The 24,189-nt window shown below is 74.1% G+C and carries 19 protein-coding genes and 1 pseudogene; 12 read left to right on the top strand and 8 right to left on the bottom strand.

From position 1 onward, the window contains the following. The first annotated feature begins 456 nt into the window (after window positions 1–456). The 3 genes from KGD84_RS17165 (at window position 457) to KGD84_RS17155 (ending at window position 3,213) form a co-directional block, all read left to right on the top strand. Window positions 457–1,104: a DUF4352 domain-containing protein gene (locus KGD84_RS17165; RefSeq protein WP_220561439.1), complete on the top strand. Its 648-nt coding sequence runs from the start codon at window positions 457–459 to the stop codon at window positions 1,102–1,104. A gap of 392 nt (window positions 1,105–1,496) precedes the next feature. Continuing rightward, window positions 1,497–1,994: a DUF4352 domain-containing protein gene (locus tag KGD84_RS17160; RefSeq protein ID WP_220561438.1), complete on the top strand. Its 498-nt coding sequence runs from the start codon at window positions 1,497–1,499 to the stop codon at window positions 1,992–1,994. A 373-nt stretch (window positions 1,995–2,367) separates the two neighbouring features. After that, window positions 2,368–3,213: an amidohydrolase family protein gene (locus KGD84_RS17155; RefSeq protein WP_220561437.1), complete on the top strand. Its 846-nt coding sequence runs from the start codon at window positions 2,368–2,370 to the stop codon at window positions 3,211–3,213. A gap of 48 nt (window positions 3,214–3,261) precedes the next feature. Here the strand turns inward: KGD84_RS17155 and KGD84_RS33595 are convergent, their stop codons facing one another. Next, window positions 3,262–4,656: an SLC13 family permease gene (locus KGD84_RS33595; RefSeq protein ID WP_220561436.1), complete on the bottom strand. Its 1,395-nt coding sequence runs from the start codon at window positions 4,654–4,656 to the stop codon at window positions 3,262–3,264. A 328-nt stretch (window positions 4,657–4,984) separates the two neighbouring features. On the opposite strand from KGD84_RS33595, the gene KGD84_RS17145 reads away from it, so the two are divergent. The 4 genes from KGD84_RS17145 to KGD84_RS17130 all read left to right on the top strand — a co-directional run bounded on the left by KGD84_RS17145 (window position 4,985) and on the right by KGD84_RS17130 (window position 10,670). Next, window positions 4,985–6,151 carry a pyridoxal-phosphate-dependent aminotransferase family protein gene (locus KGD84_RS17145; protein WP_220561435.1) on the top strand — a complete coding sequence of 389 codons (1,167 nt, stop codon included), beginning with the start codon at window positions 4,985–4,987 and terminating at the stop codon, window positions 6,149–6,151. Between the two features lie 38 nt (window positions 6,152–6,189). Continuing rightward, entirely contained in the window at window positions 6,190–9,144 is a 2,955-nt protein-coding gene (locus KGD84_RS17140) for an FAD-binding and (Fe-S)-binding domain-containing protein (protein ID WP_220561434.1), read from the top strand. 56 nt (window positions 9,145–9,200) lie between these two features. After that, entirely contained in the window at window positions 9,201–9,974 is a 774-nt protein-coding gene (locus KGD84_RS17135) for a GntR family transcriptional regulator (protein ID WP_220561433.1), read from the top strand. Window positions 9,975–10,055: 81 nt separating this feature from the next. After that, window positions 10,056–10,670, top strand: a complete 615-nt coding sequence (locus tag KGD84_RS17130) for a YHS domain protein (RefSeq protein ID WP_220561432.1) — start codon at window positions 10,056–10,058, stop codon at window positions 10,668–10,670. On the opposite strand, the gene KGD84_RS17125 is transcribed toward KGD84_RS17130, so the two are convergent. Together KGD84_RS17125 and KGD84_RS17120 are read right to left on the bottom strand one after the other, a co-directional pair. Further along, window positions 10,633–13,578, bottom strand: coding sequence for an ATP-binding protein (locus KGD84_RS17125; protein ID WP_220561431.1), 2,946 nt, complete (start codon window positions 13,576–13,578; stop codon window positions 10,633–10,635). The genes KGD84_RS17130 and KGD84_RS17125 overlap by 38 nt on opposite strands. A gap of 157 nt (window positions 13,579–13,735) precedes the next feature. After that, window positions 13,736–13,975, bottom strand: coding sequence for a hypothetical protein (locus KGD84_RS17120; protein WP_420910366.1), 240 nt, complete (start codon window positions 13,973–13,975; stop codon window positions 13,736–13,738). Between KGD84_RS17120 and KGD84_RS33820 the strand changes: the two are divergent. Beyond that, window positions 13,859–14,696 (top strand): annotated as a pseudogene (locus KGD84_RS33820) (transposase). The gene KGD84_RS17120 and the pseudogene KGD84_RS33820 sit on opposite strands and share 117 nt — an antisense overlap. 41 nt (window positions 14,697–14,737) lie before the next feature. Continuing rightward, window positions 14,738–15,199, top strand: coding sequence for a GNAT family N-acetyltransferase (locus KGD84_RS17110; protein WP_220561430.1), 462 nt, complete (start codon window positions 14,738–14,740; stop codon window positions 15,197–15,199). 75 nt (window positions 15,200–15,274) lie between these two features. Here the strand turns inward: KGD84_RS17110 and KGD84_RS17105 are convergent, their stop codons facing one another. Then, complete coding sequence (locus KGD84_RS17105; RefSeq protein ID WP_220561429.1) at window positions 15,275–16,027, bottom strand: SDR family oxidoreductase; 753 nt, start codon at window positions 16,025–16,027, stop codon at window positions 15,275–15,277. A 101-nt stretch (window positions 16,028–16,128) separates the two neighbouring features. Here KGD84_RS17105 and KGD84_RS17100 point away from each other — a divergent pair, with 101 nt between their 5' ends. Then, window positions 16,129–19,242 (top strand): ATP-binding protein, encoded by a 3,114-nt coding sequence (locus KGD84_RS17100; RefSeq protein WP_220561428.1) that lies wholly within the window; start codon window positions 16,129–16,131, stop codon window positions 19,240–19,242. On the opposite strand, the gene KGD84_RS17095 is transcribed toward KGD84_RS17100, so the two are convergent. From KGD84_RS17095 to KGD84_RS17085, 3 genes are all read right to left on the bottom strand, one after another. Beyond that, window positions 19,232–20,026, bottom strand: a complete 795-nt coding sequence (locus KGD84_RS17095; protein ID WP_220561427.1) for a peptidoglycan recognition protein family protein — start codon at window positions 20,024–20,026, stop codon at window positions 19,232–19,234. The two genes, KGD84_RS17100 and KGD84_RS17095, sit on opposite strands and share 11 nt — an antisense overlap. A gap of 318 nt (window positions 20,027–20,344) precedes the next feature. Further along, window positions 20,345–20,692 carry a DUF3817 domain-containing protein gene (locus tag KGD84_RS17090; RefSeq protein WP_220561426.1) on the bottom strand — a complete coding sequence of 116 codons (348 nt, stop codon included), beginning with the start codon at window positions 20,690–20,692 and terminating at the stop codon, window positions 20,345–20,347. 589 nt (window positions 20,693–21,281) lie between these two features. Next, a protein-coding gene (locus KGD84_RS17085; protein WP_255647210.1) for an IS5 family transposase occupies window positions 21,282–22,078 on the bottom strand; the annotation gives its coding sequence in 2 pieces (ribosomal slippage) (window positions 21,282–21,742 and window positions 21,742–22,078; 798 coding nt in all). Between the two features lie 56 nt (window positions 22,079–22,134). Here KGD84_RS17085 and KGD84_RS17080 point away from each other — a divergent pair. Then, complete coding sequence (locus KGD84_RS17080; RefSeq protein WP_220561425.1) at window positions 22,135–22,947, top strand: siderophore-interacting protein; 813 nt, start codon at window positions 22,135–22,137, stop codon at window positions 22,945–22,947. An 83-nt stretch (window positions 22,948–23,030) separates the two neighbouring features. Here KGD84_RS17080 and KGD84_RS17075 read toward each other — a convergent pair whose 3' ends face one another. Further along, window positions 23,031–23,324: a hypothetical protein gene (locus tag KGD84_RS17075; protein ID WP_220561424.1), complete on the bottom strand. Its 294-nt coding sequence runs from the start codon at window positions 23,322–23,324 to the stop codon at window positions 23,031–23,033. A 627-nt stretch (window positions 23,325–23,951) separates the two neighbouring features. On the opposite strand from KGD84_RS17075, the gene KGD84_RS17070 reads away from it, so the two are divergent. Further along, a complete protein-coding gene (locus KGD84_RS17070) occupies window positions 23,952–24,164 on the top strand; it encodes a hypothetical protein (RefSeq protein WP_220561423.1) in 213 nt (70 codons plus the stop codon). Window positions 24,165–24,189 lie beyond the last annotated feature (25 nt).

Genomic DNA, 24,189 nt, shown 5'->3' with positions numbered 1-24,189 from the left:
AGGCGTCCGTGGATCGGCGCGAGGCATTGCCGTGAGGACCATCTCCCGGTCATGGAGGGCATCGGGACGAGCCCATGGTCGAACACGTTCGAAAAGCCGAGACGGTGCCCAGGACCTGTTGGACCCTGCTTCCGCCCCGCGCGATCGCGTGCTCTCCTGAATTATGCGCGGCATCGGAAATCCGAAACCGATCGATTCCGAATTCTGTTCGGATGGGCGTTGCGCGGGGTCTACTCTGAAAAACTGAGTCGACCCTGCCGGGGGGTCTGGAGAAATGCTGGGAGGGTCGGGCCGTCCTGGGGTGGTATATGAATAGGGGTTTTCCTGGGCTTGGAGACCCTTCAATGAATCTTTGGAGGGGATTGCCGGTTTTTCTTCTTCGGATGGACGATCCTTGAATGAGGATCGAGCGGTCGGTGGAGAGTCGATTCCGCCGTCTTTCGGGAAGGGGCGTCCATGTACGAGCAACCCCCCGGCGAGCCACAGCAACCGTGGCAGCGACCCCCGCGGTCTCAGGAGAACTGGCCCTGGGTCCTTCTCGGCTGCGGGATCGCCGCTCTGCTGGTCCTCATCCTGATGGTCGCCTGCACGGCCTCGTTCTTCGGTACCGTCCTGAGCCCCTCGGGGAGCGGTGACGGCGGGGTCGGAACCTCCGAGGACACCTCGGAAGGCCCTGATGCCCCCGGCGATGGTGACGGTGGTATCAGTGCCGAAGGCGAGAGCCAGGACATAGGCATCGGAGAGCCCGGGGTCATGGCCGACTGGCGCATCACCGTCGATTCGGTGGAGACCTCTCCCACCTACGGCGACGGGTACTCCCTGGAGGAAGCCCAAGGCGAGTTCCACCTCGTCGGCCTGACCGTCGAGAACATCGGGCGCGAGGTCGGTCACTTCTCCGAGGAGGATCTGACCCTGATCGACGCGGAAGGCAACAGGCACGAGGCCGACACTTCGATCCTCGCCGACGGTGCCCTGTCTTCGGAGCAGGTGAACCCCGGGAACCGGGTGATGGGCACGGTCGCCTTCGACCTTCCCGAGGGGGCGCAGCCCACCGTCCTGGAGGTCTCCGGGGCCGGAGCCCCGCTGGAAATCCTATTGGACTAGGGTTGTCGCCTCGGGAGGAGCGAAGGCCCGCGGGTCTTTTTCCGAGGAATCCGTCCAGGAGTGGGTGATTCGGTTTTTCGGGAAAGTCGTCGCCCTTTGCGGTTGAGAGAATGCGGTCTGTTGTGGTTGTTCCTGTGGGTGAGATATTCACAGGAATTTCCGCTGATCTGTGATCTCCTTCGGTGGTTTTTGGGGCTTTTATTCTATTTTTCGGCTGTCGCTGGGCGATCCTTGTGTGAAGGCTGGAGGAATCGATGGCCGGTCGGTCCCTTCGTTCTCGAAGGAGTACGCCCATGTACGAGCAACCACCGAGCGGAGCACACCCGCCGAACGGGCCACAGCCACCCTGGCAGCAGGGACCGCCCCCTCCGCGAAAGAAGAAGTGGCCTTGGGTGCTGCTCGGTTGCGGGATCGCGGCCCTGCTGGTCATCGTTCTGGCGGTCGCGTGCACGGGGGCGTTCTTCTCCGCGTTCACGGGGCCTGCGGAGGACACTTCCGGCGACGGGGCCCAGGAGACCCCTGTCGGTCTCGGGGAGCCCGCCGATCTGGGGCAGTGGCGCGTCACGATCGAATCGATCGAAACGGCGTCGAGCTACGAAGAGACGAGCCCTCAGGGCGAGTTCAAACTCGTGGCGCTGACCGTCGAGAACATCGGTACCGAGTCGACGATCTTCGACAGTGGAGCGCTGTCCCTCATCGACGCCGACGGCAACACGCACTCGGCGTCGACCACGGGGAGTGAGGACTCCCTGTTCCTGGAGCAGATCAACCCCGGGAACCAGAAGTCCGGAACCGCTGTCTTCGATGTTCCCGAAGGGACCGAGATCACGGCCGTCGAGATCCAGGACACGTTCTCCATGGAGGACCCCGTCACGGTCCAGGTCGACTGAATCGGCCGGCGTTCTCCACAAAGGCTTCGGAGGGCGCCGATCAGGGGCCGCCCGGGTGACCGGGCGGCCCCTGAAGACGTTCCGGCCGGGGTCGGCCTGTAGTGCGGATCGCGGTGGTGCCGGGCACCTGCCCCGGATTCCTCGCCCCCTTCCGGATTCGGTGCCGCCGGCTCCAACGGCCGCTTTCCGGGGAGGCCGGCCTGGACCGCACCGGCGGCTCGGCCGCCATGCCGAAGCACACAGGGGTCGACGATGAGGCCTCATCCGCTCTCACCGTCTCTGGAGGGGAGAGCGTGGGGTTGGTTCGACTATCAGCTAGCGATCTATTGTCTACAATTTTGGGGACCGGTCGTCCAGAGCGAGGAGACCCCCCGTGCAGACCTCTTCACCACCGTCCGGGGCGGTGGACGCCCACCAGCACTTCTGGCCCGCGGGGGTGCGCCCGAGGGACCCGCGGATGGCGGTGCTCGACCGCGCGTTCGCCCCCGCCGACCTGGAACGCGAACTGGCCGGCGGGATCGCGCGCACGGTGCTGGTGCAGTGCGCGGCCGGGCCCGCGGAGAACGACCGGCTGGCCGCGTACGCGGCGGCCTTCGCGCCGGTCGGGGCCGTGGTGGCCTGGCTGCCGCTGGACGACGCCGGCGCCGCGGAGCGGGAGCTGGCGCGGGTGCGCGCCCTGACGCCGCTGGTCCGGGGCCTGCGGGCGGCCGTCCCGCCGGGCACCCGCGCCGACGGGGAGCTGCTGCGGGTGATGGCGGCGGCGGGGGAGGCCGGGCTGGTGTGGGAGATCGTCGTGACCGACGCGTCCCACGTGCGGCTGGTGGAGGAGGTGACTGCGGTCCACCCGTCCCTGGGCATCGTGGTGGACCACCTGGCCACGCCGCCGCTGGGCCGCCCCGACGCCGGGGCGTGGGGGGAGTGGATCGACCGTCTGGCGGCTCTGCCCTCGGTCGCGGTGAAGGTCTCCGTCGGGGGCGACGTGCTGACCGGGTGGGACTGGGACGCCGGCGCCCTGGCTCCTTACGTCGGATGGGCGCTGGAGGCCTTCGGGCCGGAACGGGCGATGCTGGCCGGGAACTGGCCGGTCGTCCGCCTCGCGGCCGACCACGCCACCGCCTGGGGCTCGCTGCGCGCGGCCGTCGCCGCCGCGACCTCGGCGGCCGGGCTCGCCCGGGTGGAGGGCGGCACCGCGCGCCACTGGTACGGGATCGCCGGGTAGGCGCGCCGCGGCGGAGGGCCCGGGCCCTCCCGCCGCGGCGGAGCGGTCCTACAGCCAGCCGGGGACCACGAAGACCCCCCAGGTCAGCAGGGGCGCCACCAGGATCATGGACATGCCCCACTGCATGAGCCGCCGGAAGACGCGGTCGCGCTGGTCCGGGGCGGAGTTGGCCACCACGAGCGCCCCGCTGGTGGAGAAGGGCGAGGAGTCGACCACCGAGGAGGAGATCGCCAGGGCGACGATCATCCCGACCGCCCCCACCTCGCCCGCCAGGAGGAACGGCACGGCGAGCGGGATCAGGGCGCCGAGGATGCCGGTGGTGGAGGCGAACGCGGAGACGGCTCCGCCGATCACGCAGATCAGCAGGGCCGCCACCAGCGGGACGCCGATGGCGGCCACGCTGCCGCCCAGGAAGTCGATCGTCCCCATGCGCTCCATGAGGCTCACGTAGGTGACGATCCCGCAGATCAGCAGCACGGTGGACCAGGCGACCCGGTCGACGGCGCCCTTGGCGCTGCGGGGCGAGAACACGCTCAGCACCACCGCCACGCTGATCGCGGTCAGGCCGACGTCGAGGCCGAAGGCGAGCACGCCCACGCCCAGGGCGACGATGCCGAGCAGGGTCAGCCCCCGGTCCCGGTCCAGCGCGATCGGTGCCTCCTGTGCCACGGCGGTGCCCCCGCCGCCGGCGTCGGTCCTGGTCGCGGTGGCGGTCCGGGCCGCCGTGCCGCCGGAGGCCGGGGCGGCCCCGCCGCCACCGTCCCCGGTTCCGGGTCCGTCCCCGGACCGTGCGGGGGCGGGGGCCGTCCCGGCGGCGGGGGCGTCGCCCTCGCGGCGGCCCAGCAGTTCGCGGCCGCCGAACATGAAGAAGACGGCCACGCTGAGCAGCAGGTTGAAGACGAACGACGCCGCGAAGAGCAGCGGCGGCGACCCCTCCAGGCCGTTGCGCGCGACGACGCCGTTGGTGATGGTGCCGAAGATGCTGATCGGCGAGAACCCGCCCGCGCTGCCGCCGTTGATGATCAGCAGGCCCATGAGCACCGGGTCGATCCGGTGGCGCCGGGCGAAGCCCAGGCCGATCGGCGCGACGATCGCGATGGCGGCGGGGACCACCGCGCCCGCCGCGGTGAGGGCCGCGGTGACGCCGAACATCACCCAGGGGATGAGGGCGACGCGTCCGCCGACGGCGCGGACGGCCACCTGGACCAGCCAGTCGACGGTGCCGTTGTTCCGGGCCATGGCGAACAGGAAGGTGACGCCCACCAGGACGACGAACAGGTCCCCGGGGAAGCCCCCGAACACGTCGTCGGTGGTCTCCCCGGCGACGGTGAGGGCGACGACGAAGGCGGCGAACAGGGCGAGGGCGCCCATGTGGACGGAGGTGACGGTGGCGAGGAGGAAGACCAGGACGAGAACGAGGATGGAGATGACTTCTGCTGGCACGTGCGCGGCCCCCTTGTGAAGGCTCGACGGCGGAGAGTCGGTCGAACATGGCCCGGTGGGCCGGATGCGGCGGCCGCGGGGGTCGGGGGGACCGGCGCGTGGCTGACACCGACATCACTGCGATATTTCACTATGTGAAATATTGATTCTGCTTAGCAGAAGTATGTCTTCCGGTTTTGGCTGCGTCAACTGTTGCTTGAGATGTGAGTCACAGTAAAGTGGCGCCACGAGAGGCTCGCAAGGGGGTTGTGGTGGTCGGCGTGAACTTTTAGGATCCATTTAGTGGAATCAAATTTCCACAATGCGGATGTTCTCCGAGAGGATCGCCATGGATGACACCACCGGACGCCACTTCCTCCAGATCCCCGGCCCCAGCAACGTCCCCGACGAGGTCCTGCGCGCCATGTCCGCGCCGACCATCGACCACCGGGGCCCCGACTTCAGCGCGCTGTTCGGCGAACTCCTGCGCGACCTGCGACCGGTCTTCGGCACCGCCGAACCCGTCATCGTCTACCCCTCCTCGGGCACCGGGGCCTGGGAGGCGGCCCTGGTCAACACGCTCTCCCCGGGCGACCGCGTGGTCGTCTTCGAGACCGGCCACTTCTCCACCCTGTGGGGCGAGATGGCCGCCAAGATCGGCCTCGACGTCCAGGTGATCCCCGGCGACTGGCGGCGCGGGGCCGACCCCGACCGGCTCGCCGAGGTCCTCGCCGCCGACACCGGGCACGGGATCAGGGCCGTGTGCGCCGTGCACAACGAGACCTCCACCGGCGTGGTCAGCCGTATCAAGGAGGTCCGCGAGGCCATCGACGCCGCCGGCCACCCCGCCCTGCTGCTGGTCGACACCATCTCCTCGCTCGGCTCGGTCGACTACCGCCACGACGAATGGGGCGTCGACGTCACCGTCTCCTGCTCGCAGAAGGGCCTCATGCTGCCCCCCGGGCTCGCCTTCAACGCCGTGGGCCCCAAGGCGCTGGAGGCCTCCCGCACCGCGCGCCTGGCCCGGTCCTACTGGGACTGGGCGCCGATGCTGGAGGCCAACGGGCGGGGCTTCACCCCCTACACCCCGGCCACCAACCTCCTCTACGGCCTGCGCGAGGCGCTGCGCCTGCTGAACGCGGAGGGGCTCCCCGCCGTCTTCGCGCGGCACGACCGCTACGGCCGGGCCGTCCGCGCCGCCGTCCGCGCCTGGGGCCTGGAGGTGCTGTGCGCCGACGAGCGCGAGTACTCGGGTGTGCTCACCGGGGTCCTCGTGCCCGAACACCACGACGCCGACCACGTCCGCAGGGTGATCCTCGACCGCTACGACATGTCGCTGGGCGCCGGGCTGGGCCGCCTGGCCGGACGGGTCTTCCGCATCGGCCACCTGGGCCACACCAACGACCTCACCATCGCCGGGGCCCTGGCCGGGGTGCAGATGGGGCTGGGCCACGCCGGGGTGAAGGTCGCCGGCGACGGCCTGGCGGCGGCACTGGAACTGCTGGACGAGCACTGACCCGTCCCCGCAACGGACACAGGAGCGATGGAGGCCACATGACCAGCACCACCGACACGACCGCCGCCGACGGGCTCGCGGGGGAGGCCGCGGACCTGCTCCGCAGGGAGGGGGTGACCGACGCGCGGTTCGACGACTACTCGCGCCACCTGTTCTCCCGCGACGCCAGCATGTACACCATCACCCCGCTGGGGGTCGTCTTCCCGCGCGACGCCGACGAGGTGGCCGCCGTGGCCTCGGTGGCCGGGCGCCTGGGCGTCGCCCTCACCCCCCGCGGCGCGGGCACGAGCCTGGCCGGCCAGACCGTGGGCGCCGGTCTGGTGGTCGACATGTCCCGGCACATGCGTGCCATCCTCGACCTCGACCCCGAGGCACGCCGGGCCCGCGTCCAGCCCGGCGTCGTCCAGGACGAGCTGAACGCGGCGGCCGCCCCGCACCGCCTGATGTTCGGCCCCGACACCTCCACCAGCAACCGCGCCACCGTCGGCGGGATGATCGGCAACAACTCCGCGGGCAGCGGCTCCCTGCGCTACGGCATGACCATCGACCACGTGCGCACCCTGGACGTGGTCCTGGCCGACGCCTCCCGCACCACCCTGGGGCCGCTCACGGCGGAGCGCCGCGCCGCCCTGGCCGCCCGCCCCGGCCTGGAGGGCGACATCCACCGCGGGCTGGCCCGCGTCCTGGCGGACAACGCCGACGCCATCGCCACCGGCTTCCCCGACTTCTGGCGGCGCGCCTGCGGGTACCGCCTGGACCGGCTCGCCCGGGACCCCGGCTTCGACCTCGCCCGGTTCGTCGTCGGCTCCGAGGGCACCCTGGCGCTGGTCACCGAGGCGCTGGTGGACCTCGTCCCCCGACCCGCGCGGACCGTCATCGCCGTCGGCCACTTCACGAGCGTGCCCGAAGCGATCGCCGCCACCGGGGACGCCCTGGAGCTGGACCCCGCCGCGGTGGAGCTGATGGACCGCACCATCCTGGACCTGTCCCGGCAGCGCATCGAGTACGCCTCGCTGGGGAGCATCCTGCGGGGCGACCCCGACGCCCTGCTGTTCGTCTCCTTCACCGGCGACGACGAGGCCGAGCTGGCCGACCGGCTGCGCCGGCTCGCCAAGGCGTGGAAGGCGAACGGCCACGGCTACCACACCCTGGAGGCGGTCACCCCGGCCCAGCAGTCCGCCCTGCTCAAGGTGCGCAAGTCCAGCCTGGGCCTGCTCATGGCGGCGGGCAGCGGCACCCGGCGCCCGCTGGCCTTCGTGGAGGACACCGCCGTCGACCCCGTGCACCTGGTCGAGTACACCACCCGGTTCAAGGAGATCCTGGACCGGCACGGGATGGAGGCGGGGTTCTACGGCCACTGCTCCGTGGGCTGCCTGCACATCCGGCCCTTCGTGGACCTGGCCGTCCCCGGCGAGGCCGAGCGGATGCGCGCCGTCGCCGAGGAGGTCCGCGACCTGGTCACCGAGTACGGGGGCGTGAACTCCAGCGAACACGGCGACGGCCTGGCCCGCAGCGAGTTCAACCGGAAGATCTTCGGGCCCGACCTGTACGCGGCGATGCAGGACGTCAAGCGGATCTTCGACCCGGACGACCTGCTCAACCCCGGCAAGATCGTCAACGCGCCCCCGATGACCGACCACCTGCGCGACGCCGCCCTGCCGCCGGCCCCGCCCCTGCGGACCCGGCTGTCCTTCGAGGTCGTGGGCGGCATGCGCGGGGCCGCCGACCGGTGCATGAACATCGGCCTGTGCCGCAAGACCTCCACCGGGGCCATGTGCCCCTCCTACATCGCCACCCGCGACGAGGAGCACGCCACCCGGGGGCGGGCCAACGCCCTGGTCAAGGCCCTGTCCGAACCCGACCCGGCCGCCGCGCTGGGCGGCGAGCGCCTGCACGAGGTCCTGGACCTGTGCCTGATGTGCAAGGCGTGCAAGAGCGAATGCCCGCTCGGCGTGGACATGGCCAAGCTCAAGAGCGAGACCCAGTCCCACTACCACGACGTGCACGGCGTCCCGCTGCGCACGCGCATCTTCGGCTCGGTCCGCACCCTGTACCGGTTGGGGTCGGCCACCGCCCCGCTCAGCGGCCTGCCGAACCGGTGGCCGGTGCTGCGCCGCCTCATGGAGCGGGCCACCGGCATCACCGCCCGGCGGCCCCTGCCGGCCTTCGAGCGCCGGAACCTGGTGCGCTGGTTCCGGCGCCGGAGCGCCCCGGAGGGCCCGGCGCCCATGGGGGAGCTGACGTTCCTGGCGGACTCCTTCGCCACCTACACCGAACCGGGGATCGGGCGGGCCGCCGTCGAGCTCCTGGAGCACGCCGGGTGGCGGGTCCGCCTGGAGAGCCGGGGCTGCTGCGGGCGCTCCAGCCTCTCCAAGGGCCTGGTCGACGACGCCAAGGCCAAGGTCGGCGGCCTCGTCGGGCTCCTCAGCGAGGGCTCGGCGGCGGGCACGCCCATCGTGGGCTGCGAGCCCTCGTGCGTGCTCACCCTCAAGGACGAGGCCGAGTCGATGCTGCCGGGCGACCCCCGGGTGGCCGACGTCGCCGGGCGGGTGCGCCAGGTGGAGGAACTGCTCACCGAGGCCCTGGACGCGGGCCGGATCGCCCTGTCCGCCGACTCCTGGCCCGCCGGTCGGCGTATCCTCTTCCACGGGCACTGCCACCAGAAGGCGGAGGTGGGTACGGGCGCCACGGTGGAGCTGCTGCGCCGCATCCCCGGTGCCGAGGTGGTCGAACTCGACGCCGGGTGCTGCGGGATGGCCGGGTCGTTCGGGTTCGAGGCCGAACACTACGAGATGTCCATGAAGGTCGGGTCCGACCGGCTCTTCCCCGCGATCGAGGCGGAGGGGGAGGACACCGTGGTCGCGGCCACCGGCGTCTCCTGCCGGCAGCAGATCGGGCACGGGACCGAACGGCGGGCCTGGCACCCCGTCGAACTGGTCGCGGTGGCGCTGGCGCCCCGGGACCCGGACGGCGGCGGCTCCGGGCGGCGGTGACACCGGACGGCGGGGCCCCGGCCGGGGCCCCGCGCGATCGAGACGAGGGAGGGACCATGGACCGGTCCACCGCGACCGGCACCGGCGCCGGAACCGGCGACCAGCGCATCGTCAAGCCGCCGAGCATGGTGGACCTGGCCGCCCGCTCCATCCGGCGGATGATCCTGGCCGGGGAGCTGCTGCCCGGCGACCGGGTCGTGGAGAACCGGCTCACCCGGCAGCTGGGCATCAGCCGGCCGCCCCTGCGCGAGGCCCTGCGCCGCCTGGAGCACGAGGGGCTGATCCGCCAGTCCCCGCACCGCGGCGCGGTGGTCACCCCCCTGACCCTGCACGACGTCTACGAGATCATGACCCTGCGCCAGCGGCTGGAGCACATGGCCGTCGAACTGGGGGTGCCCGTCACCGACCCCGGACGGCTGGAGCGCTGCCGCGCGGCGCTGCGCCGCATGGAGGCCGCGGCCGACGCCCTGGACGAGGCCGAGCTCTCGGAGTCCAAGTTCGAGTTCCACACCGCCGTGGTCGGCCTGTCGGGCCACCGGCGCCTGGAGGAGGCCTACCGGTCGATCCAGTTGCAGATGCAGCTGTGCATGGTGCTCAACCGGCACGCGCGGGCGCACCGCAACGAGACCGCCGCCAGCAACGTGCTGCGCCACCACCGCCTGCTGCGGGTCATCGAGGAGGGGGACCCGGGGGCCGTGCTCGCCGAACTGGCCCGGCACGGCGACCGGACCTTCCTCGACGACCTGCCCGGCGACCTGGAGGCCGGCAGCGAACAGGCCCTGGCCTGGCTGAAGAGGGAGCAGGCCGGGGGCGGCGGGACCGCTCGCTGAGGGGCGCCCCGGAGGCGGCAGGCGTCCGGCAGGGGGACGGCAGGCGGCCGCGGAAGAGTGCGCGGTGGAGGTGATCCAGCGATGATCTTCATCGAACTGTTCGTGCCCCGCGGCACCCTGGACGGGGACCGGCGCCGCCGGCTGGCCGAGGCCCTGGGCGACGTCACCCGGCTGGCCCGGGGCGAGGAGATGCAGGAGGGCTGGAAGCGGGTCATGGGCTCGCTGCTCCAGGTGGTGGTGCACGAGCCCGAGGTCTGGGTGGTCGACCAGGGCGTCGCCGCCGACGGGGCGCCCCGGTACGTCGTCCGGGCCCACGTCCCCGGGCCGTGGCGCAAGTCCATGGCGCAGAGCCTGGTCGAGCACGTCACCGAGGCCGTGGCCGAGATCGAGGACGACCCGCGCCGCCCCTACCGGGAACCGGTGGTGCAGGTCCAGGTGGTGGGCGTGGCCGAGGGCTCCCTGGGCGTCCTGGGCCGGTCCGTTGACTCGGACGGCATCGTGGAGCTGATGAACGAGCCCTACCGGGAGGACTACGAACAGGGCCGGGCCGTGGTCGATCCGCTCTGCGGGGTCTACGTGGTGCTCGACGAGAGCGCGGTCACCCTGGAGCGGGACGGCGTCCTGCACGGGTTCTGCTGCGCCGGGTGCCGGGACGCGTTCATCGAGAAGGAGGAGAAGGCGGCGGCCCGGGCGTGAGCGCGGCCCGCTCGCGGCGCAGCAGGGCGAGCGCCGCCTCCGGGGTCGGCGCGGCCCCGGCCTCGATCCGCGGGAGGTGGCCGGCCAGGGCGCGGGTGACCCTGACGACGTCGGGGTGCCCGTCGCCCGGCCCGCCGCGGACCACCCGGGCGGCCCCCAGCACCCGGGCCGCCCGCTCCGGGGCGCCGGCCAGGAGCAGCAGGTCGGCCACACCCACGCCCACATGGGCGAGCATCGGCGGATCCGCCATGGACACGACCAGGTCGAACGCCTCGGCCAGCCGGGCCGCCGCGGCGTCGGCCGCGCCGCGCGCCACCTCCAGGAACCCGGCGGCGGTCGCGTACAGGATGCGGTCCGGCGCCTGGGAGTCCCGCGCCAGGTGGGAACAGGAGTCCAGCAGCTCCCCGGCGGCCGCGAGGTCCCCCTCGTGGCGTGCCAGGTCCGCCAGGCACACGCGGGCGCGCGCCGCCCGCCGGGCGGACCCGCCCCCGGCGGCCGCCTCCCGGAGCTCGGCGCGGGCGGTCTCCGGGTCCCCGGCGTCCACGGCCATCATCGCCCGCCACACCGGCTCCCCGACCCCGAGCCCGCGGGCCCGCGCCAGGTGCCCGCGCGCCTCCTCCAACGCCCCGGCGGCCGAGCAGGCCGCGGCCAGGGACAGCGAGGCCGTGGCCGTCCACCAGGGGTCGCCCGCCTCGGTGAACCCGGCCAGCGCCCGTTCGAGGTCCGCGCGCACCCCCGCGGCGTTCCCGGCGGCCCCCTGGAGAAAGGACGACACCTGCCGCACCAGGCCCCGCTCCCACGGGTCGGGCGCGTCCAGGTGCGGGGCCAGCGCCGCTCCGGCGTCGATGAGCGCGCCGTCGGCCAGGGCGAGCAGGGCGGTCGCGACCGCCCCCTCGGGGGAGCCGTCCCCCGGAGCGGGGGCCGACCCGGCGGCCGGCTCCCCGGCGAACAGCACGTTCAGCAGGTACAGGGCGCAGGTGCGCGGCCCGGTGGGCCGCAGCAGCCGGGCGGCCGCGGCGTGCTCGTCCCGGACGAGCCAGAACAGCCCGAGCACCGACCCCAGCCGCTCGGCCGTGCCGGTGTCACCGCTTTCGTACGCCCAGGCCAGCGCGGCCACCAGGTCGTCCAGGCCGGCGGCCAGCGCCGCAGTCCCTTCCCGCTGCCCCGGACCGCGCAGCCCCGCCCCGAGGTCCTCGGCCACCGCCAGCAGGGCGGCGGCGTGCGCGGCCCGCGCCCCCACCAGCCGCCCGGCGGCGGCCAGCCGCTCCCGGCCGAACTCCCGCACGGTGTCCAGCATGCGGTACCGGCCCCCGGCGGAGTCCAGCAGGGAACGGTCCACCAGGGCGTACAGCGCCGGCGCGGGCACGCCCAGCCGGGCGGCCGCGCCCGCGGTGAAGGGGGCGGCGAACACCGACAGGACCTCGGCGGCCTCCCGCTCGGCCGGGGCGAGCAGGTCCCAGCTCCAGGCGATGACCCCGCGCAGGGTCCGCTGGTGCGGCGGCGCGGTGCGGTCGCCCCCGGTCAGCACGGCCAGCCGGTCGGTCATCTGGGCGGCCAGGTCCGCCAGGGGCATCGACCCCAGCCGGGCGGCGGCCAGCTCGATGGCCAGCGGCAGCCCGTCCAGCGCCCGCCACACGGCGGCGGCCTCCTCCGTGGGGGAGAAGTCCGGGTCGGCGGCCCGCGCCCGGTCGGTGAACAGCCGGCCGGCCGCCTCGGGCGCCAGCGGCGGCACCGGGAGGCGGGCCTCCCCGGCCACCCCGAGCGGCTCGCGGCCGGTGGCCAGGATGCGCAGCCCCGGGCAGCGGGCGGCCAGGTCGGCGGCCAGCCGGGCGGCCGCGTCGACCACGTGCTCGCACCCGTCCAGCACCAGCAGCGTTTCGGTCGTGCCCAGCGCGTCGGCCAGGGTCTCGACGGGGGAGCGGGACGGGCGCAGCCCCAGGGCGCGGACGGCGGCGTGGGGGACGTCCTGCCCGGCGGCCACCGGGGTCAGGGACACGGTCCGCACCCGCACCCCCGAGGCGGTCCGGGCGGCCTCGGCCGCGAGCCGCGACTTGCCGACCCCGCCGGGCCCGGTGAGGGTGACGAGCCGGTGCCCGGCCAGCCGTTCCCGCAGCCGGGCCAGGTCCGCCTCCCGGCCGACGAACGAGGTCAGCGGTGCGGGCGGCTCCCCCGGGACGCTCCGTGCCGGTTCGCCGCGCAGCGCCCTCAGGTGCGCCCGCCGGACACGGGGGCCGGGGTCCACGCCCAGCTCCTCCGCCAGCCGGGCCCGGTGCGCCTCGTAGGCGGCCAGGGCCTCGGGGGTCCGCCCGTCGTCGGCGAGCACCTCGATGAGCAGCGCCAGGGGCCCCTCCCGCAGGGGGCGGGCCGCGGCCAGCTCCTCCAGTTCGGCGGCGAGCGCGGCCGGGTCCGCGCCGGGCAGCGCCAGCGCCGCCCCGGCCCGGTCCTCGCGGGCGTCCAGCCGCAGCCCCGTCCACCGCTGCGCGACGGCGGCCGCGTAGGGCGGATCACCCGCGTCGGCCAGGGGCTCCCCGCGCCACAGGCCCAGGGCGCGGTCCAGCCTCCCGGCCGCGGCGGCGGGCCGCCCCCGGCGCAGCTCCTCCCGGCCCTCGCGGACCAGGCGCTCGAAGAGAAGGGCGTCCACGGCGTCGGCCGGCACGTCCAGCAGGTACCCGGCGGGGACCGAGCGCAGGACCGAGGGGTCGGGCAGGGCGCGGCGCAGCCGGGACACCGACGAGTGCAGGGCCGCCTCGGGGTGCTCGGGCGCCGCGGTCCACAGGGCGCCGATGAGGGCGCCGTGGGTCAGCGGCCGCCCCGCCTCCAGGGCGAGCCGGGCCAGCAGGGCCCGTGCCCGTGCCCCGCCCACGGCCCGCCCGTCCGCGCGGACCGGTCCCAGCACCCCCACACGCATGCCCGTATTCTCCCGCACGGGAGGAGGGCCCGTGCCGCGGGGGCCGGGGGCGGGCCCGGGGCGTGTTCAGCGGGTGCATTCGTGCGGCGCCCGGTGGGGCCGGACCGGGGCCGGCCGTCCGAGCACAGGCGACGCGGAATGATCCGCCGAACACGCCCTAGATCGTTGATGGGAAATCCCTGAACCCGCTGCGCGCATGGCGAAGGGCGTCGAGGATCAGAGTGTGACCAATGACCTTGACGCCCTTCTGACAGCACTCTACGTCCATCTCGACGACCATGTGCTCCCTTCGGCGAACCAGCGCCGCGGCCCGGGCCGCCCCCGAAAGCTCACCGACGCCGAACTCGTCTGTGTCGCCCTGGCCCAGGTCCTGCTCAGGTGTGACTCCGAACGCCACTGGATGCGGGCGGCACCGGCCCGGATCGGGCACCTGTTCCCCCGCCTGCCCGGCCAGTCCGAGTACAACCGCCACCTGCGCGATGCGGCCCCGGTCCTGCTCAAGGCCGCGATGTGGCTGGCCCGCTCCGTCCCGACCTGGTGGGAGAACCTGCGGTTGATGGACGGCACCCCGGTGCGGTGCGGGGCCTCTCGCGTGACGGTGGACCGCTCCGGCCCGGGCGAGGTGGCCGGGTACGGGCGGGACGTGTCCCACCACGCCTTCTACTGGGGTGCCAAGCTCGTGCTCATCACTACCGCGGAGGGGTCGGTGTGCGCGTTCTCCCTGGCCCACCCCAAGGAGTTGGACGAACGCAAACAGGCACTGCACCTGCTGCACGTCCGACCGTGCGCTCCGGGGCTGAGCGGTGATCGTGTGCGACAAGGGCTTCGCCGGGGTCGGTATCGAGACGGCGGCCGCCGGGTTGGGGTTTGCCCTGGTGCGTCCGGCGCTCAAGGGCGAATCCGTCGAGGGCCGGTTCCCGGGCTGGTTGCGTCAGAGGATCGAGGCCGTCATCTGGACGTTGAAGAACCAGCTCGGCCTGGAGCGCCACCAGGCTCGCACCAGTGAGGGGCTGTGGGCGCGGGTGTGCCAGCGCATCTGCGCGCTCAACGCCGCGATCTGGCACAACTGGCTGGTGGGTGCCCCGGTCAAGCGGTCGTTGATCGCCTACGACCACTGACCAGGACACATTTCCCCATCAACGATCTAGAGTGGTCGCCCATGAGCACCCCCTCTCTCCGCGCCGTGGAGATCACCCCCGACAACGTCCGCGCCGCGACCGGGATCCGGGTCCGCGCGGACCAGGACGCCTTCGTCGCCCCCGTCGTCCTCTCCCTCGCCGAGGCCTACGCCTCCCGCGCGACCGCCTGGCCCCGGCTGATCCTGGACGGGGACCGGCCCGTCGCCTTCGTCATGGCCGGTTTCGACCCCGACAGGGAGGACCCCGACCGCCGCTGCGGCATCTGGCGGCTCAACGTCGCCGGGGACGAGCAGGGCAGGGGCTACGGCCGCTTCGCCGTGCAGGCCGTCCTGGACGAGGCCCGCCGCCGCGGGCACAAGCGGGTCACCGTCTCCTGGGTCCCGGGGGAGGGCTCGCCCGAGGAGTTCTACCTCCGGCTGGGCTTCCGTGAAACGGGCCGGGTGGTGGGGGGCGAGACCGTGGGCGAACTCCTCCTGGAGTGAGCCTCACCCCGGGGCCGGGGCGCGATAAGGGGGACGCCGGGGCGGCGGTGGCCGTATCCGGCCACCGCCACCCGGTCAGTGCAGGCTCTGCCCCAGGCCGCCGTCCACCGGCAGCTCCACGCCGGTGGTGAAGGTCGCCTCGAAGCCGAGGAACAGGACGGCCCGCGCCACCTCGGCGATCGTGCCGTGCCGCTTCATCGGGGTGGCCTCGTCGCCGATCCGCCCCATCTCCGCCTTCTCGGCCTCGGTGGCGTTGGTGAACCCTCCCGAGGGGGTGTGGATGAAGCCCGGCGCGACCGTGTTCACCCGGATCCCGCGCGGCAGCAGCTCCGAGGCGAGCACCCGGGAGAACGCCCTCACCGCGGCCTTGGTCCCGCTGTACACGCCCATGCCCGCGGTACCCGTCAGGTTGGTCACCGAGGTCGTGAACACGATCGACCCGCCGTCGGCCAGCAGCGGCAGCAGCCGCTGCACGGTGAAGAACGGGCCCTTGGCGTTGATCGAGAACATCCAGTCGTAGGACTCCTCGGTGGTCTCGGCCACCGGACCGAGCCCGGAGACACCGACGTTGACGTGCAGGAAGTCGATGCCCCCCAGGTGTTCGCGCACGCTCTCGGCCAGGGCGTCGGTGTCGGCGAGGTCGGCGGCGTTCGCCCGCACCGCGTGCACGGCCGGGCCGAACCTGCCGCGCACCTCCTCCAGGTTCTTCTCGTTGTTGCCGGTGAGCAGCACCCGGGCCCCGCCGGCCAGCAGCTCCTCGACCACGCCCAGACCCATGCCGTGCGTACCGCCGATGACCACGGCCCGGCGGCCCTCGTAGACGCCCATGTCGTCCCCGTTCGCTCGTGGGGCGGCCGGTCGCCGCCCTCGATGGGACCACGGTGCCCGCGGCCGCCACGGGTGCCCTACGGGAACGCTACGGTTGACGCATGCGCGTGGGGGTGTTGGGTCCGCTGGAGGTCCGGGCGGGGGACGGGAGCCCCGTCGCGGTCCCCGACACCCGGGTCCGCGCCCTGCTGGTGCTCCTGGCGCTGGCCCGGGGCCGGGTGGTGTCCGCCGACCGGCTGGTCGCCGACCTGTGGGGCGAGCGCCCGCCGGCCCGGCCCGCGGCGGTGCTCCAGGCCCGCGTCTCCCAGCTGCGCGGGGCCCTGGAACGCGGCGAACCCGGCGGACGGGCCCTGGTGCGCCACCGGCCGCCCGGCTACCTGCTGGAGGGCGCCGACCTGGACCTGGACCGGTTCGAGGACCTGCTGGACCGGGCCCGCGGGGCCGCCCCGCGCGAGCGCGCCGACCTGCTCTCCCGTGCCCTGGACCTGTGGCGGGGCCCGGCCGCCGCCGGGTTCGCCGAACTGGACGGGGTCCGGGAGGACGCCGCCCGCCTGGAGGAGCGGCGGCTGACGGCGCTGGAGGACCTCGCCGAGGCCCGCCTGGAGCTGGGCGAGCACGCCGGGCTGGCCGACGACCTGGCGGGCCCGGCCCGCGAGCACCCCTACCGGGAGCGGCTGCACGCCGCCCTCCTGCGCGCCCTGTACGCCGCCGGACGCCAGGGCGAGGCGCTCACCCGCTTCGAGGAGCTGCGCACCCGCCTGGCCGACGACCTGGGGGCGGACCCCGGGCCGGAGCTGACCGCGCTGCACCGGGCGGTCCTGCTCCAGGACCCGGCGCTGAAGCGGGCGCCCGCGCCGCCCGCCGGGAACCTGCCCGCCCCCGCGGCCGAGCTGGTCGGGCGCGACACCGAGGTGGCGGCCGTGCGCGGCCTGCTGGAACGCCACCGCCTGGTCACCGTCACCGGGCCCGGCGGGGTGGGCAAGACCAGCCTGGCCCTGGCGGCGGCCCGCGGCACCGCCGACCCGGCCCTGCCGCTGGACCTGGCCGCCCTGGACCGGGACCCGTGCGCCGCGCTGGCCACCGCCCTGGGCGTGCGAGACGGGGAGGGCGACCTCACCGGCCGGATCGCCGCGCGGCTGCGCGGCCGCCGCGCCCTGCTGGTCGTGGACAACTGCGAGCACGTCGTGGACGAGGTCGCCGACCTGGCCTCCGTCCTGCTGGCGGCCCTGCCCGACCTGCGGATCCTGGCGACCTCCCAGGTCCCCCTGGCCGTGGCGGGCGAGTACCTGTACCCGCTGGCGCCCCTGGACACCCCGGCCGACGACACCCCGGCCGCGCTGGCCGCCTCCCCGGCGGCCCGCCTCTTCCTGGCCCGCGCCGACGCCGCGGGCGCCCGGCCCGGCACCGACCCGGGCACCGTCGCCGCCGTCGCCGCGATCTGCCGCCGCCTGGACGGCATCCCCCTGGCCCTGGAGCTGGCCGCCACCCGGCTGCGCCACCTGGGGGCCGTCGAGCTGGCCGCCCGCCTCGACGACCGGTTCGCCCTGCTGGGCGGGGGCCGCCGGGACGCGCCCGCCCGCCAGCGCACTCTGCGCGCCGCCATCGACTGGAGCTGGGACCAGCTCACCGGCCCCGAGCGCGCCCTGCTGTCCCGGCTCGCGGTGTTCGCCGACGGCTGCGACCCGGCCGCCGCCGAGGAGGTCGGCGAGGGCTCCCTGGACCTGGTCGGCGCCCTGGTGGACCGGTCGCTGGTCGTGGCGTCCACCCGCCAGGAGGGGACGCGCTACCGGCTGCTGGAGTCGGTGGCGGTGTACTCCCTGGAGCACCTGGCCGCGGCGGGCGGGGAGCACCGGGCCCGGGCCCGGCACGCCGCGTACTACGCCGGCCTGGCCGAGGGGGCCGACGCCCGCCTGCGCGGCCCGGGCCAGGCGGAGGCGCTCGCCCTGCTGGACCGGGAGGAGGCCAACCTGCGCGCCGCCGCCGACTTCGCCGTCCGGGACGGCGACGCCGCCACCGCCCTGCGCCTGGCGGTCGCCCTCACCTGGTACCGCTACCTGCGCGGCCGCACCGCCCTGGCCCGTACCGCCCTCGACACTGCCCTGGCCCTGCCGTCCCCCGCCGACGGCGCCGCCGGGACCGCCGGGGAGGGGGAGACGCGGGCGCGGGCGACGGTGCTGCGGGCGGCGCTGGCCAGGCCCGCCTCCGACGACGAGTGGTGGCACGACGACGCGGACGCCCGCCTGGACGGGGTCGCCGACCCCGCGGTCCGGGCCCGGCTGGCCTGGTTCGCCGCGTTCACCCGGTCGGGACTGGGGGACCCGGCAGCGGCCGCGGCCCGGGTCCGGGCGGCGCACGCGGCGGCCCTGGCCGCCGGGGACCGCTGGAGCGCCGCGCTGGCGCGGGTCCTGCTGGCGCTGGCGGCGTTCGGGCGGGGGGACCTGGCCGCGGCCCTGGCCGACGGCCGCGCCGCCGAGGCCGACCTGCGCGACCTGGGGGACCCCTGGGGCCTGCTCCAGGCCTTCGACGTCCTGGCCCAGACCGCCGAGGCGCTGGGCGACCTGGACGAGACCGCCCGGCTGCACGCCGAGGGCCTGCGGATCGCCGAGGACCTGCGGCTGTGGCGGGACGTGTCCCGGCACGCCTCCGGACTGGGGCGCACGGCCCTGCTCACCGGCGACCTCGACCGGGCCGACACCCTGCACGAACGCGCCCTGCGGCTGGCCGAGGAACAGCACGACACGGTCGCGGCCCAGTACGCCGACGCGGGCATCGCCCTCACCGCGCGCCGCCGGGGCGACCTGGACCGCGCCGAGGCGTCCCTGACCCGGTGGCTGGAATGGAACCGGCGCACCGACGGGCACATCGGCGCGGCGTTCCTGCACACCCAGCTCGGCTACATCGCGGAGCAGCGCGGCGAACCCGCCCGCGCCCTGGAACTGCACGCCCGCGGCCACGAGCACGCCCGGCGCAGCGGGGACCCCCGGGCCCTGGCGCTCGCCCTGGAGGGCGAGGCCGGGGCGCGCTCCCTGGCCGGGGAGCACGCCGCGGCCGCGGACCTGCTCGACCGGGCCGCCGCCCTGCGCGCGAGCGCAGGGGCGCCGCTGGCCGGGATCGAGCGGTGGGACGTGGAACGCGCCCGCGCGCGCCTGGCGGCGCACACGGGCGCGGGTGGAGGGGACGGTGAACGGGGAACCGTCCCCGCGGTCAGCGGGTGATGTCGTCCGGGCCGTGCGCGGGCCCGTGGTCGAACTCCCGCCAGGGCTCGTCCGGCACCGGCGGGTACGAGGGCCGCAGGTCCGCCGGGACCGGGCGGTCGGCGGCCGCCTCCACGCCCCGGGCGGCGAGCAGTCCCGCCACCGCGTCGCGCAGCTCCGGCAGCATCGCGTACAGCACGTCGCCGGGGCAGGCGGTCGCGTTGAAGTCGCGGTGCCCCAGGATCGCGCTCCGCGGGTTCAGCCCGTAGGCCGCGCACAGCCACGCCAGCGTCTCCACCAGGGAGTCCCGCAGCGGAGCGGTCGGCGCGACCGAGGTGTAGGTGCCCTCGTTCTCGATGCCGACGCACGTGCTGTTGTTGCCGGCGACGTGCGCGCCCACCACGTGCTGCCCCGCGGCGATCGCGGGCAGGGTGCGGTCGCGGCCCTCCATCACGTGCCCGCCGCGGCTGATGGTGAGCTGCTGTCCCGTGTCCGCCCAGCCGTTCGTGTCCATGTGGTGGTTCTGGATCGCCCGGGACAGGGAGTAGGCGTGGGCCAGCGAGTGGTCGGTGCTGTTGGCGGTCGCGGTGTGGTGCACCACGATGTACAGCGGCGGGGAGGCCAGCACCTGGACCGGGCTCGACGGGGGCCGCGCGCCCCAGGCCGCGCGGCCGTGCACCGAGGGCGCGGCCGCGGCGGGGGAGGCGGGGCCCAGCAGGGCGGCACCGCCGAGGACAGCGGCGCCGGTGGTCAGCGCGGCGCCGCGCAGGACGGCGCGCCGACCGGGTCCGTGGGGGTATGACATGGGGGGTTCCCTCGCTATCTCACGGTTCGTGTCCGTTCCACTGCGGAAGTGGAACACGCACCACTGCAACACGGCCGTGAAAGATGGTCAAAGGGTGACCCGGTACCTTTTCTGACCGGTTCCGGTCAGCGCTCCCGGCCCGTGCGGAGGTGACACGACGGCGCTTCCGGGTGTATCGCGAAGGGCTTTACCATCGGCGTTCCCCGCGCTTTCCGGACCGTTCGGGGCGCCATTCCCCGCCGGCCCTCCGGTGCCCGGGGAAAGGGAAGGGCGCGGTCCTTTCCCGGGAAAGGACCGCGCCCGCCGCACCGCCAGGTCTCAGCCCACGGGCTCGGGGGTGCGGGCGCCGCCGAAGATCCTGGGCAGCCGGCCGCTGCGGTGCAGCCACCAGTCGGCGATCAGCGTGAACAGGGGCGGGACGGAGGCGGCCAGCGCCAGCAGGGTGGGCCACACGCCCCAGCGCAGGTGGACGGCCGAGACCAGGCAGGCCACCACGTAGAGGATGAAGGCGATCCCGTGCAGCATGCCGAAGAGCGCCACGCCCTGTTCGTTTCCGCTCCCGAGGTATTTGACGTACATGCCCGCCAATAGGCCGACCCAGGTCAGGGCCTCGACAACGGCGATCACGCGGAAGGCGATCGCGTTCACCAGGGCTGCGATGTTCACGGATTCCCTTTGGTCACGATGGTGTGGACACGGGTGATCCCGTCCATGTTCGTACCGGGATCGGTCCCAGGCTAGGGCACGGTTCCGGACGCCCGATTCCGGGGTCGCGGGTCCCCTCCCGCACCTCCCGGAGGACCGGGGAGGACGGCGGCGGCCCCGCCCGCACCGCGCTCCCCGCGGCGGGGGCCGCCGTTCCGCGGGGGAGCGGCCCCGGGGCGCTCTGGGCGGTTAGGCTAGGCTGGCCTTATCCGTACAGGTCGGTCGAAAGGGGACGGCCTGTCCGCCCCGCGGCCCGCCCCGGCCCCCATCCCGACACTCAGGAAGCGACGGCGGTGACACCCCGGACGACCCGCCCGCGCGGCGGCGCGCAGGCCGCCGCCGAGCCCCTCCCCCCGGTCCCCGCCGCACGGGCCCCGGCTCGGGGTGGCCCCGTCCGGGGCCGCGGGGGCCGGCGGGCGGCGCCCTGACCCTCGCCTCGACCGCGCTGATCGCCCTGGCCTTCGCCGGCCTGCGCACCGGCCGGGTGCTCACCGCCCGGCCCGAAGACCCCTCCGTCCCGTAACGGAGCCCCGACCGCTAAGAGCTCATCTCATTTGGTGAGTCGGCGGTAGCAGATCAGCGTGCAGGCGATGCCGGCGAAGGCCAGGAAGTGGTCGGCCTTGCGCTCGTAGCGGCGGTGAAGTCGGCGGCATCCGGCCAGCCAGGCCATGGTGCGTTCCACCTGCCACCGGTGTCTGCCCAACCGCTGCGAGGACTCCACACCCCGGCGGGCCAGACGGTGCACGATCCCCCGGCGCCGGAGCCAGCGGCGCAGGTGGGCGTAGTCGTAGCCCTTGTCGCCGTGCAGCTTGCCCGGTCTGCGCCGCCGGGGTCCGCGACGGGAGCGGATCGGAGCGATCCCTTCCACCAGGGGCTGCAGCGCCTGGCTGTCGTGGGTGTTGGCCCCCGAGATAGCCATGGACAGGGGCAAACCCTGCCGGTCGGTGATCAGGTGGATCTTCGACCCCTTCTTGCCTCGGTCGACAGGATTCGGACCCGTCAGGTCCCCCCTTTGAGGGCCCGCATGTTCACCGAGTCGATCGCGCACCGCGACCAGTCCAGCTCGCCTTGGGAGCCGAGCTCGTCCAGGACCAGGCGGTGGAGCTTGGCCCACACCCGGGCCCGGGTCCACTCGGTGAAGCGCCGATGCGCGGTGGGCCCGGAGGGGCCGAACACCGGCGGGAGCTGAGCCCAGGTACAGCCGCTGGTGGCCACGAAGATGATCGCGGCCAGCACCTGCCGGTCACCGTGTCTGCGCCGCCCACCGCCCTGGGGGCGGGTGGGCGCCTCGGGCACCACCCGTTGGAACAGTTCCCACAGCTCGTCCGGCACCAGCCGTTCCACCATCGACACAGGAGCAGGCTACCGAGAAACCAAATGAGATGAGCTCTAAGGAGCATGGAATGACCACCCCGACCCACGAGCGCCGCCTCGAGATGTACCCGCTGAGGCCGCGCGTGCTGGAGGTCGCCGAGGTCGAGCGCATCACCCCGCGCATGATCCGCGTCCACCTGTCCGGCCCCGACCTGGAGGGGATGCGCAGCGACAACTTCGCCGACCACGTCAAGCTGTGGTTCCCCAACGAGGACGGGGAACACGTCCTGCCGGTGGTCGAGGACGACCGCTGCCTCAACTTCCGCGCCCCGGGCGTGGTCTTCCGCGACTACACCGTACGGGCCCTGGACGGCGAGCGCCTGACCGTCGACTTCGTCTCCCACGACCACGGCCCCGCCGGCCGCTGGGCGCAGGCCGCCCGGCCCGGCGACAGACTAGGCGTGCTGGGCCCGCGCGGCACGGCGTGGATCACCGGTGGGTTCGACTACCACGTGCTGCTGGTGGACGAGACGGCGCTGCCCGCCGCCGCCCGCTACGTGGAGGAGCTGCCCGCCGACGCCCGGGTGTTCGCGTTCTTCGAGGTGGTGGACGCCGCCGAGGAGCAGAAGCTCGACGCTCCCGAGGGGGCGCGGATCACCTGGCTGCACCGGGGCGACGCCGAGGCCGGTACCACCGACCTGCTGTTGGAGGCGTTCCGGGCGCTGGAACTGCCCGAGGGCGACGGGATGGTGTACGCGGCCGGGGAGGCGACCACCCTCAAGCCGATCCGCCGCCTGCTCAAGGAGCGCGGGTTCGTCCGCAACGTCACCTGCGAGGTGGACGGGTACTGGCGCCGGGGGACCTCCAACCTCGACCACCACGAGGCCGACGACGACGAGTAGCCGGCCCCCGCACGACCGCGCCGCGCCCCGGACGGATCGCCGTCCGGGGCACGGCGCGGCCGCGTGCCCTCCCGCCGGGCGGGTCAGCAGTTGGGCAGGTTGTACGAGGGGTAGTGGCCCGCGTAGGTGTAGAACTTGCCCCCGCGGGTGCGGTACCAGTGGTTCCCGTGCTTGTTGATCAGGGAGCACTCCAGGAGCACGTACTCGCCGGGCGCGACGGTGTCGACGGCGTGCGCGCTCGCGTACGGCTCGGTGCGCACCGGGGCCGTGGTGACCGGGTAGCCGTACACGTAGGCCCACGCGGGCGCGGGCATCAGGGTCACGGCGAGCGCGCCGGCCGCCGCCACCGCACCGACCTTCTTGAGCATGCTCTTCACGGGGGGTCCTCTCCTCGGTCCGTCGCGAAAACGGAAATGAAGCGGTGAAATCCCGGGAGGCCGACCTCCGGGGCACGGTCATGCAAGCAGAGGGCCGGAGAAAAAACAAGGCCGATTTCCCTTTCCCGGGGAAAGCCGATGCGGGGGGCTTTTCCCTGCTCGTCGCCCCGAGGCCGGGGGTGGCGCGGGGGAGGCGCGAGGCCCCTGCCGCGGCGCCGACCGCAGAGGGGGCCGGTGGTCCCGGCGGTCCGACCGTGCCGTTCACACCTTTCCAACCTGCGGATATGCGGAGTCCGAAGGCCGGGGTCCCGGGGCTCCGCTCCGCCCGGGGCGGGACGCCCCGCGCCGCGGCGGCGTCCGTCCTCAAATAAAGCTCAAATGGTCGCCTCCGCCGTCGAGGGGGAATCCGGGAGTCCCTAATATAGGGTCGGCCCCTTTCTGTACCCGAAAAAAAGGGGCCTCCTCCTTTTCTCTCCCGCGGGGTTCTCCCCGGTGATTTCCGGCGAAGCTCAAATTTTGCTCAACCGGACTCCCGCCCCGGCCGTCCGGCGCGGCCCCGGGCCTACAGTTGCTCTCGCTCCGGCCGGAGTGTGAACCACGACACGCCCCCGAGACTCAGGAGAAACCATGAAGGCCTCTCTCGCGCGCATCGGCGACCGCCTCCTGGAGGGGCTGGCGCCCAAGGCCACGGCCAAGGCCGACCAGTTCGAGTGCAGCTACACCACCTACCGCTGCCGCCTGCCGTACTGCGGCGGCAGCGGCTACTACCTCTCGCGCGACTACAAGTACCAGTGCAGCGACGGCAGCTACCGTTGGGACCCGGTCGGCTGCTGCCGCTGACCCCCTCGGTGGCGGCCCGGCAGCG

The organism is Nocardiopsis changdeensis (assembly GCF_018316655.1).
In the GTDB taxonomy this organism is placed as follows: Bacteria; Actinomycetota; Actinomycetes; order Streptosporangiales; family Streptosporangiaceae; genus Nocardiopsis; species Nocardiopsis changdeensis.
This window is presented reverse-complemented; position numbering and strand designations above follow the sequence as displayed.

What these genes read in the sequence shown, in the direction of transcription:
- KGD84_RS17165 (WP_220561439.1), top strand. Translation starts at nt 457, where the DNA reads ATGTACGAGCAACCCCCCGGCGAGCCACAGCAACCGTGGCAGCGACCC.
- KGD84_RS17145 (WP_220561435.1), top strand. Translation starts at nt 4,985, where the DNA reads ATGGATGACACCACCGGACGCCACTTCCTCCAGATCCCCGGCCCCAGC.
- KGD84_RS17140 (WP_220561434.1), top strand. Translation starts at nt 6,190, where the DNA reads ATGACCAGCACCACCGACACGACCGCCGCCGACGGGCTCGCGGGGGAG.
- KGD84_RS17135 (WP_220561433.1), top strand. Translation starts at nt 9,201, where the DNA reads ATGGACCGGTCCACCGCGACCGGCACCGGCGCCGGAACCGGCGACCAG.
- KGD84_RS17130 (WP_220561432.1), top strand. Translation starts at nt 10,056, where the DNA reads ATGATCTTCATCGAACTGTTCGTGCCCCGCGGCACCCTGGACGGGGAC.
- KGD84_RS17125 (WP_220561431.1), bottom strand. Translation starts at nt 13,578, where the DNA reads ATGCGTGTGGGGGTGCTGGGACCGGTCCGCGCGGACGGGCGGGCCGTG.
- KGD84_RS17110 (WP_220561430.1), top strand. Translation starts at nt 14,738, where the DNA reads ATGAGCACCCCCTCTCTCCGCGCCGTGGAGATCACCCCCGACAACGTC.
- KGD84_RS17105 (WP_220561429.1), bottom strand. Translation starts at nt 16,027, where the DNA reads ATGGGCGTCTACGAGGGCCGCCGGGCCGTGGTCATCGGCGGTACGCAC.
- KGD84_RS17100 (WP_220561428.1), top strand. Translation starts at nt 16,129, where the DNA reads ATGCGCGTGGGGGTGTTGGGTCCGCTGGAGGTCCGGGCGGGGGACGGG.
- KGD84_RS17095 (WP_220561427.1), bottom strand. Translation starts at nt 20,026, where the DNA reads ATGTCATACCCCCACGGACCCGGTCGGCGCGCCGTCCTGCGCGGCGCC.
- KGD84_RS17080 (WP_220561425.1), top strand. Translation starts at nt 22,135, where the DNA reads ATGACCACCCCGACCCACGAGCGCCGCCTCGAGATGTACCCGCTGAGG.
- KGD84_RS17070 (WP_220561423.1), top strand. Translation starts at nt 23,952, where the DNA reads ATGAAGGCCTCTCTCGCGCGCATCGGCGACCGCCTCCTGGAGGGGCTG.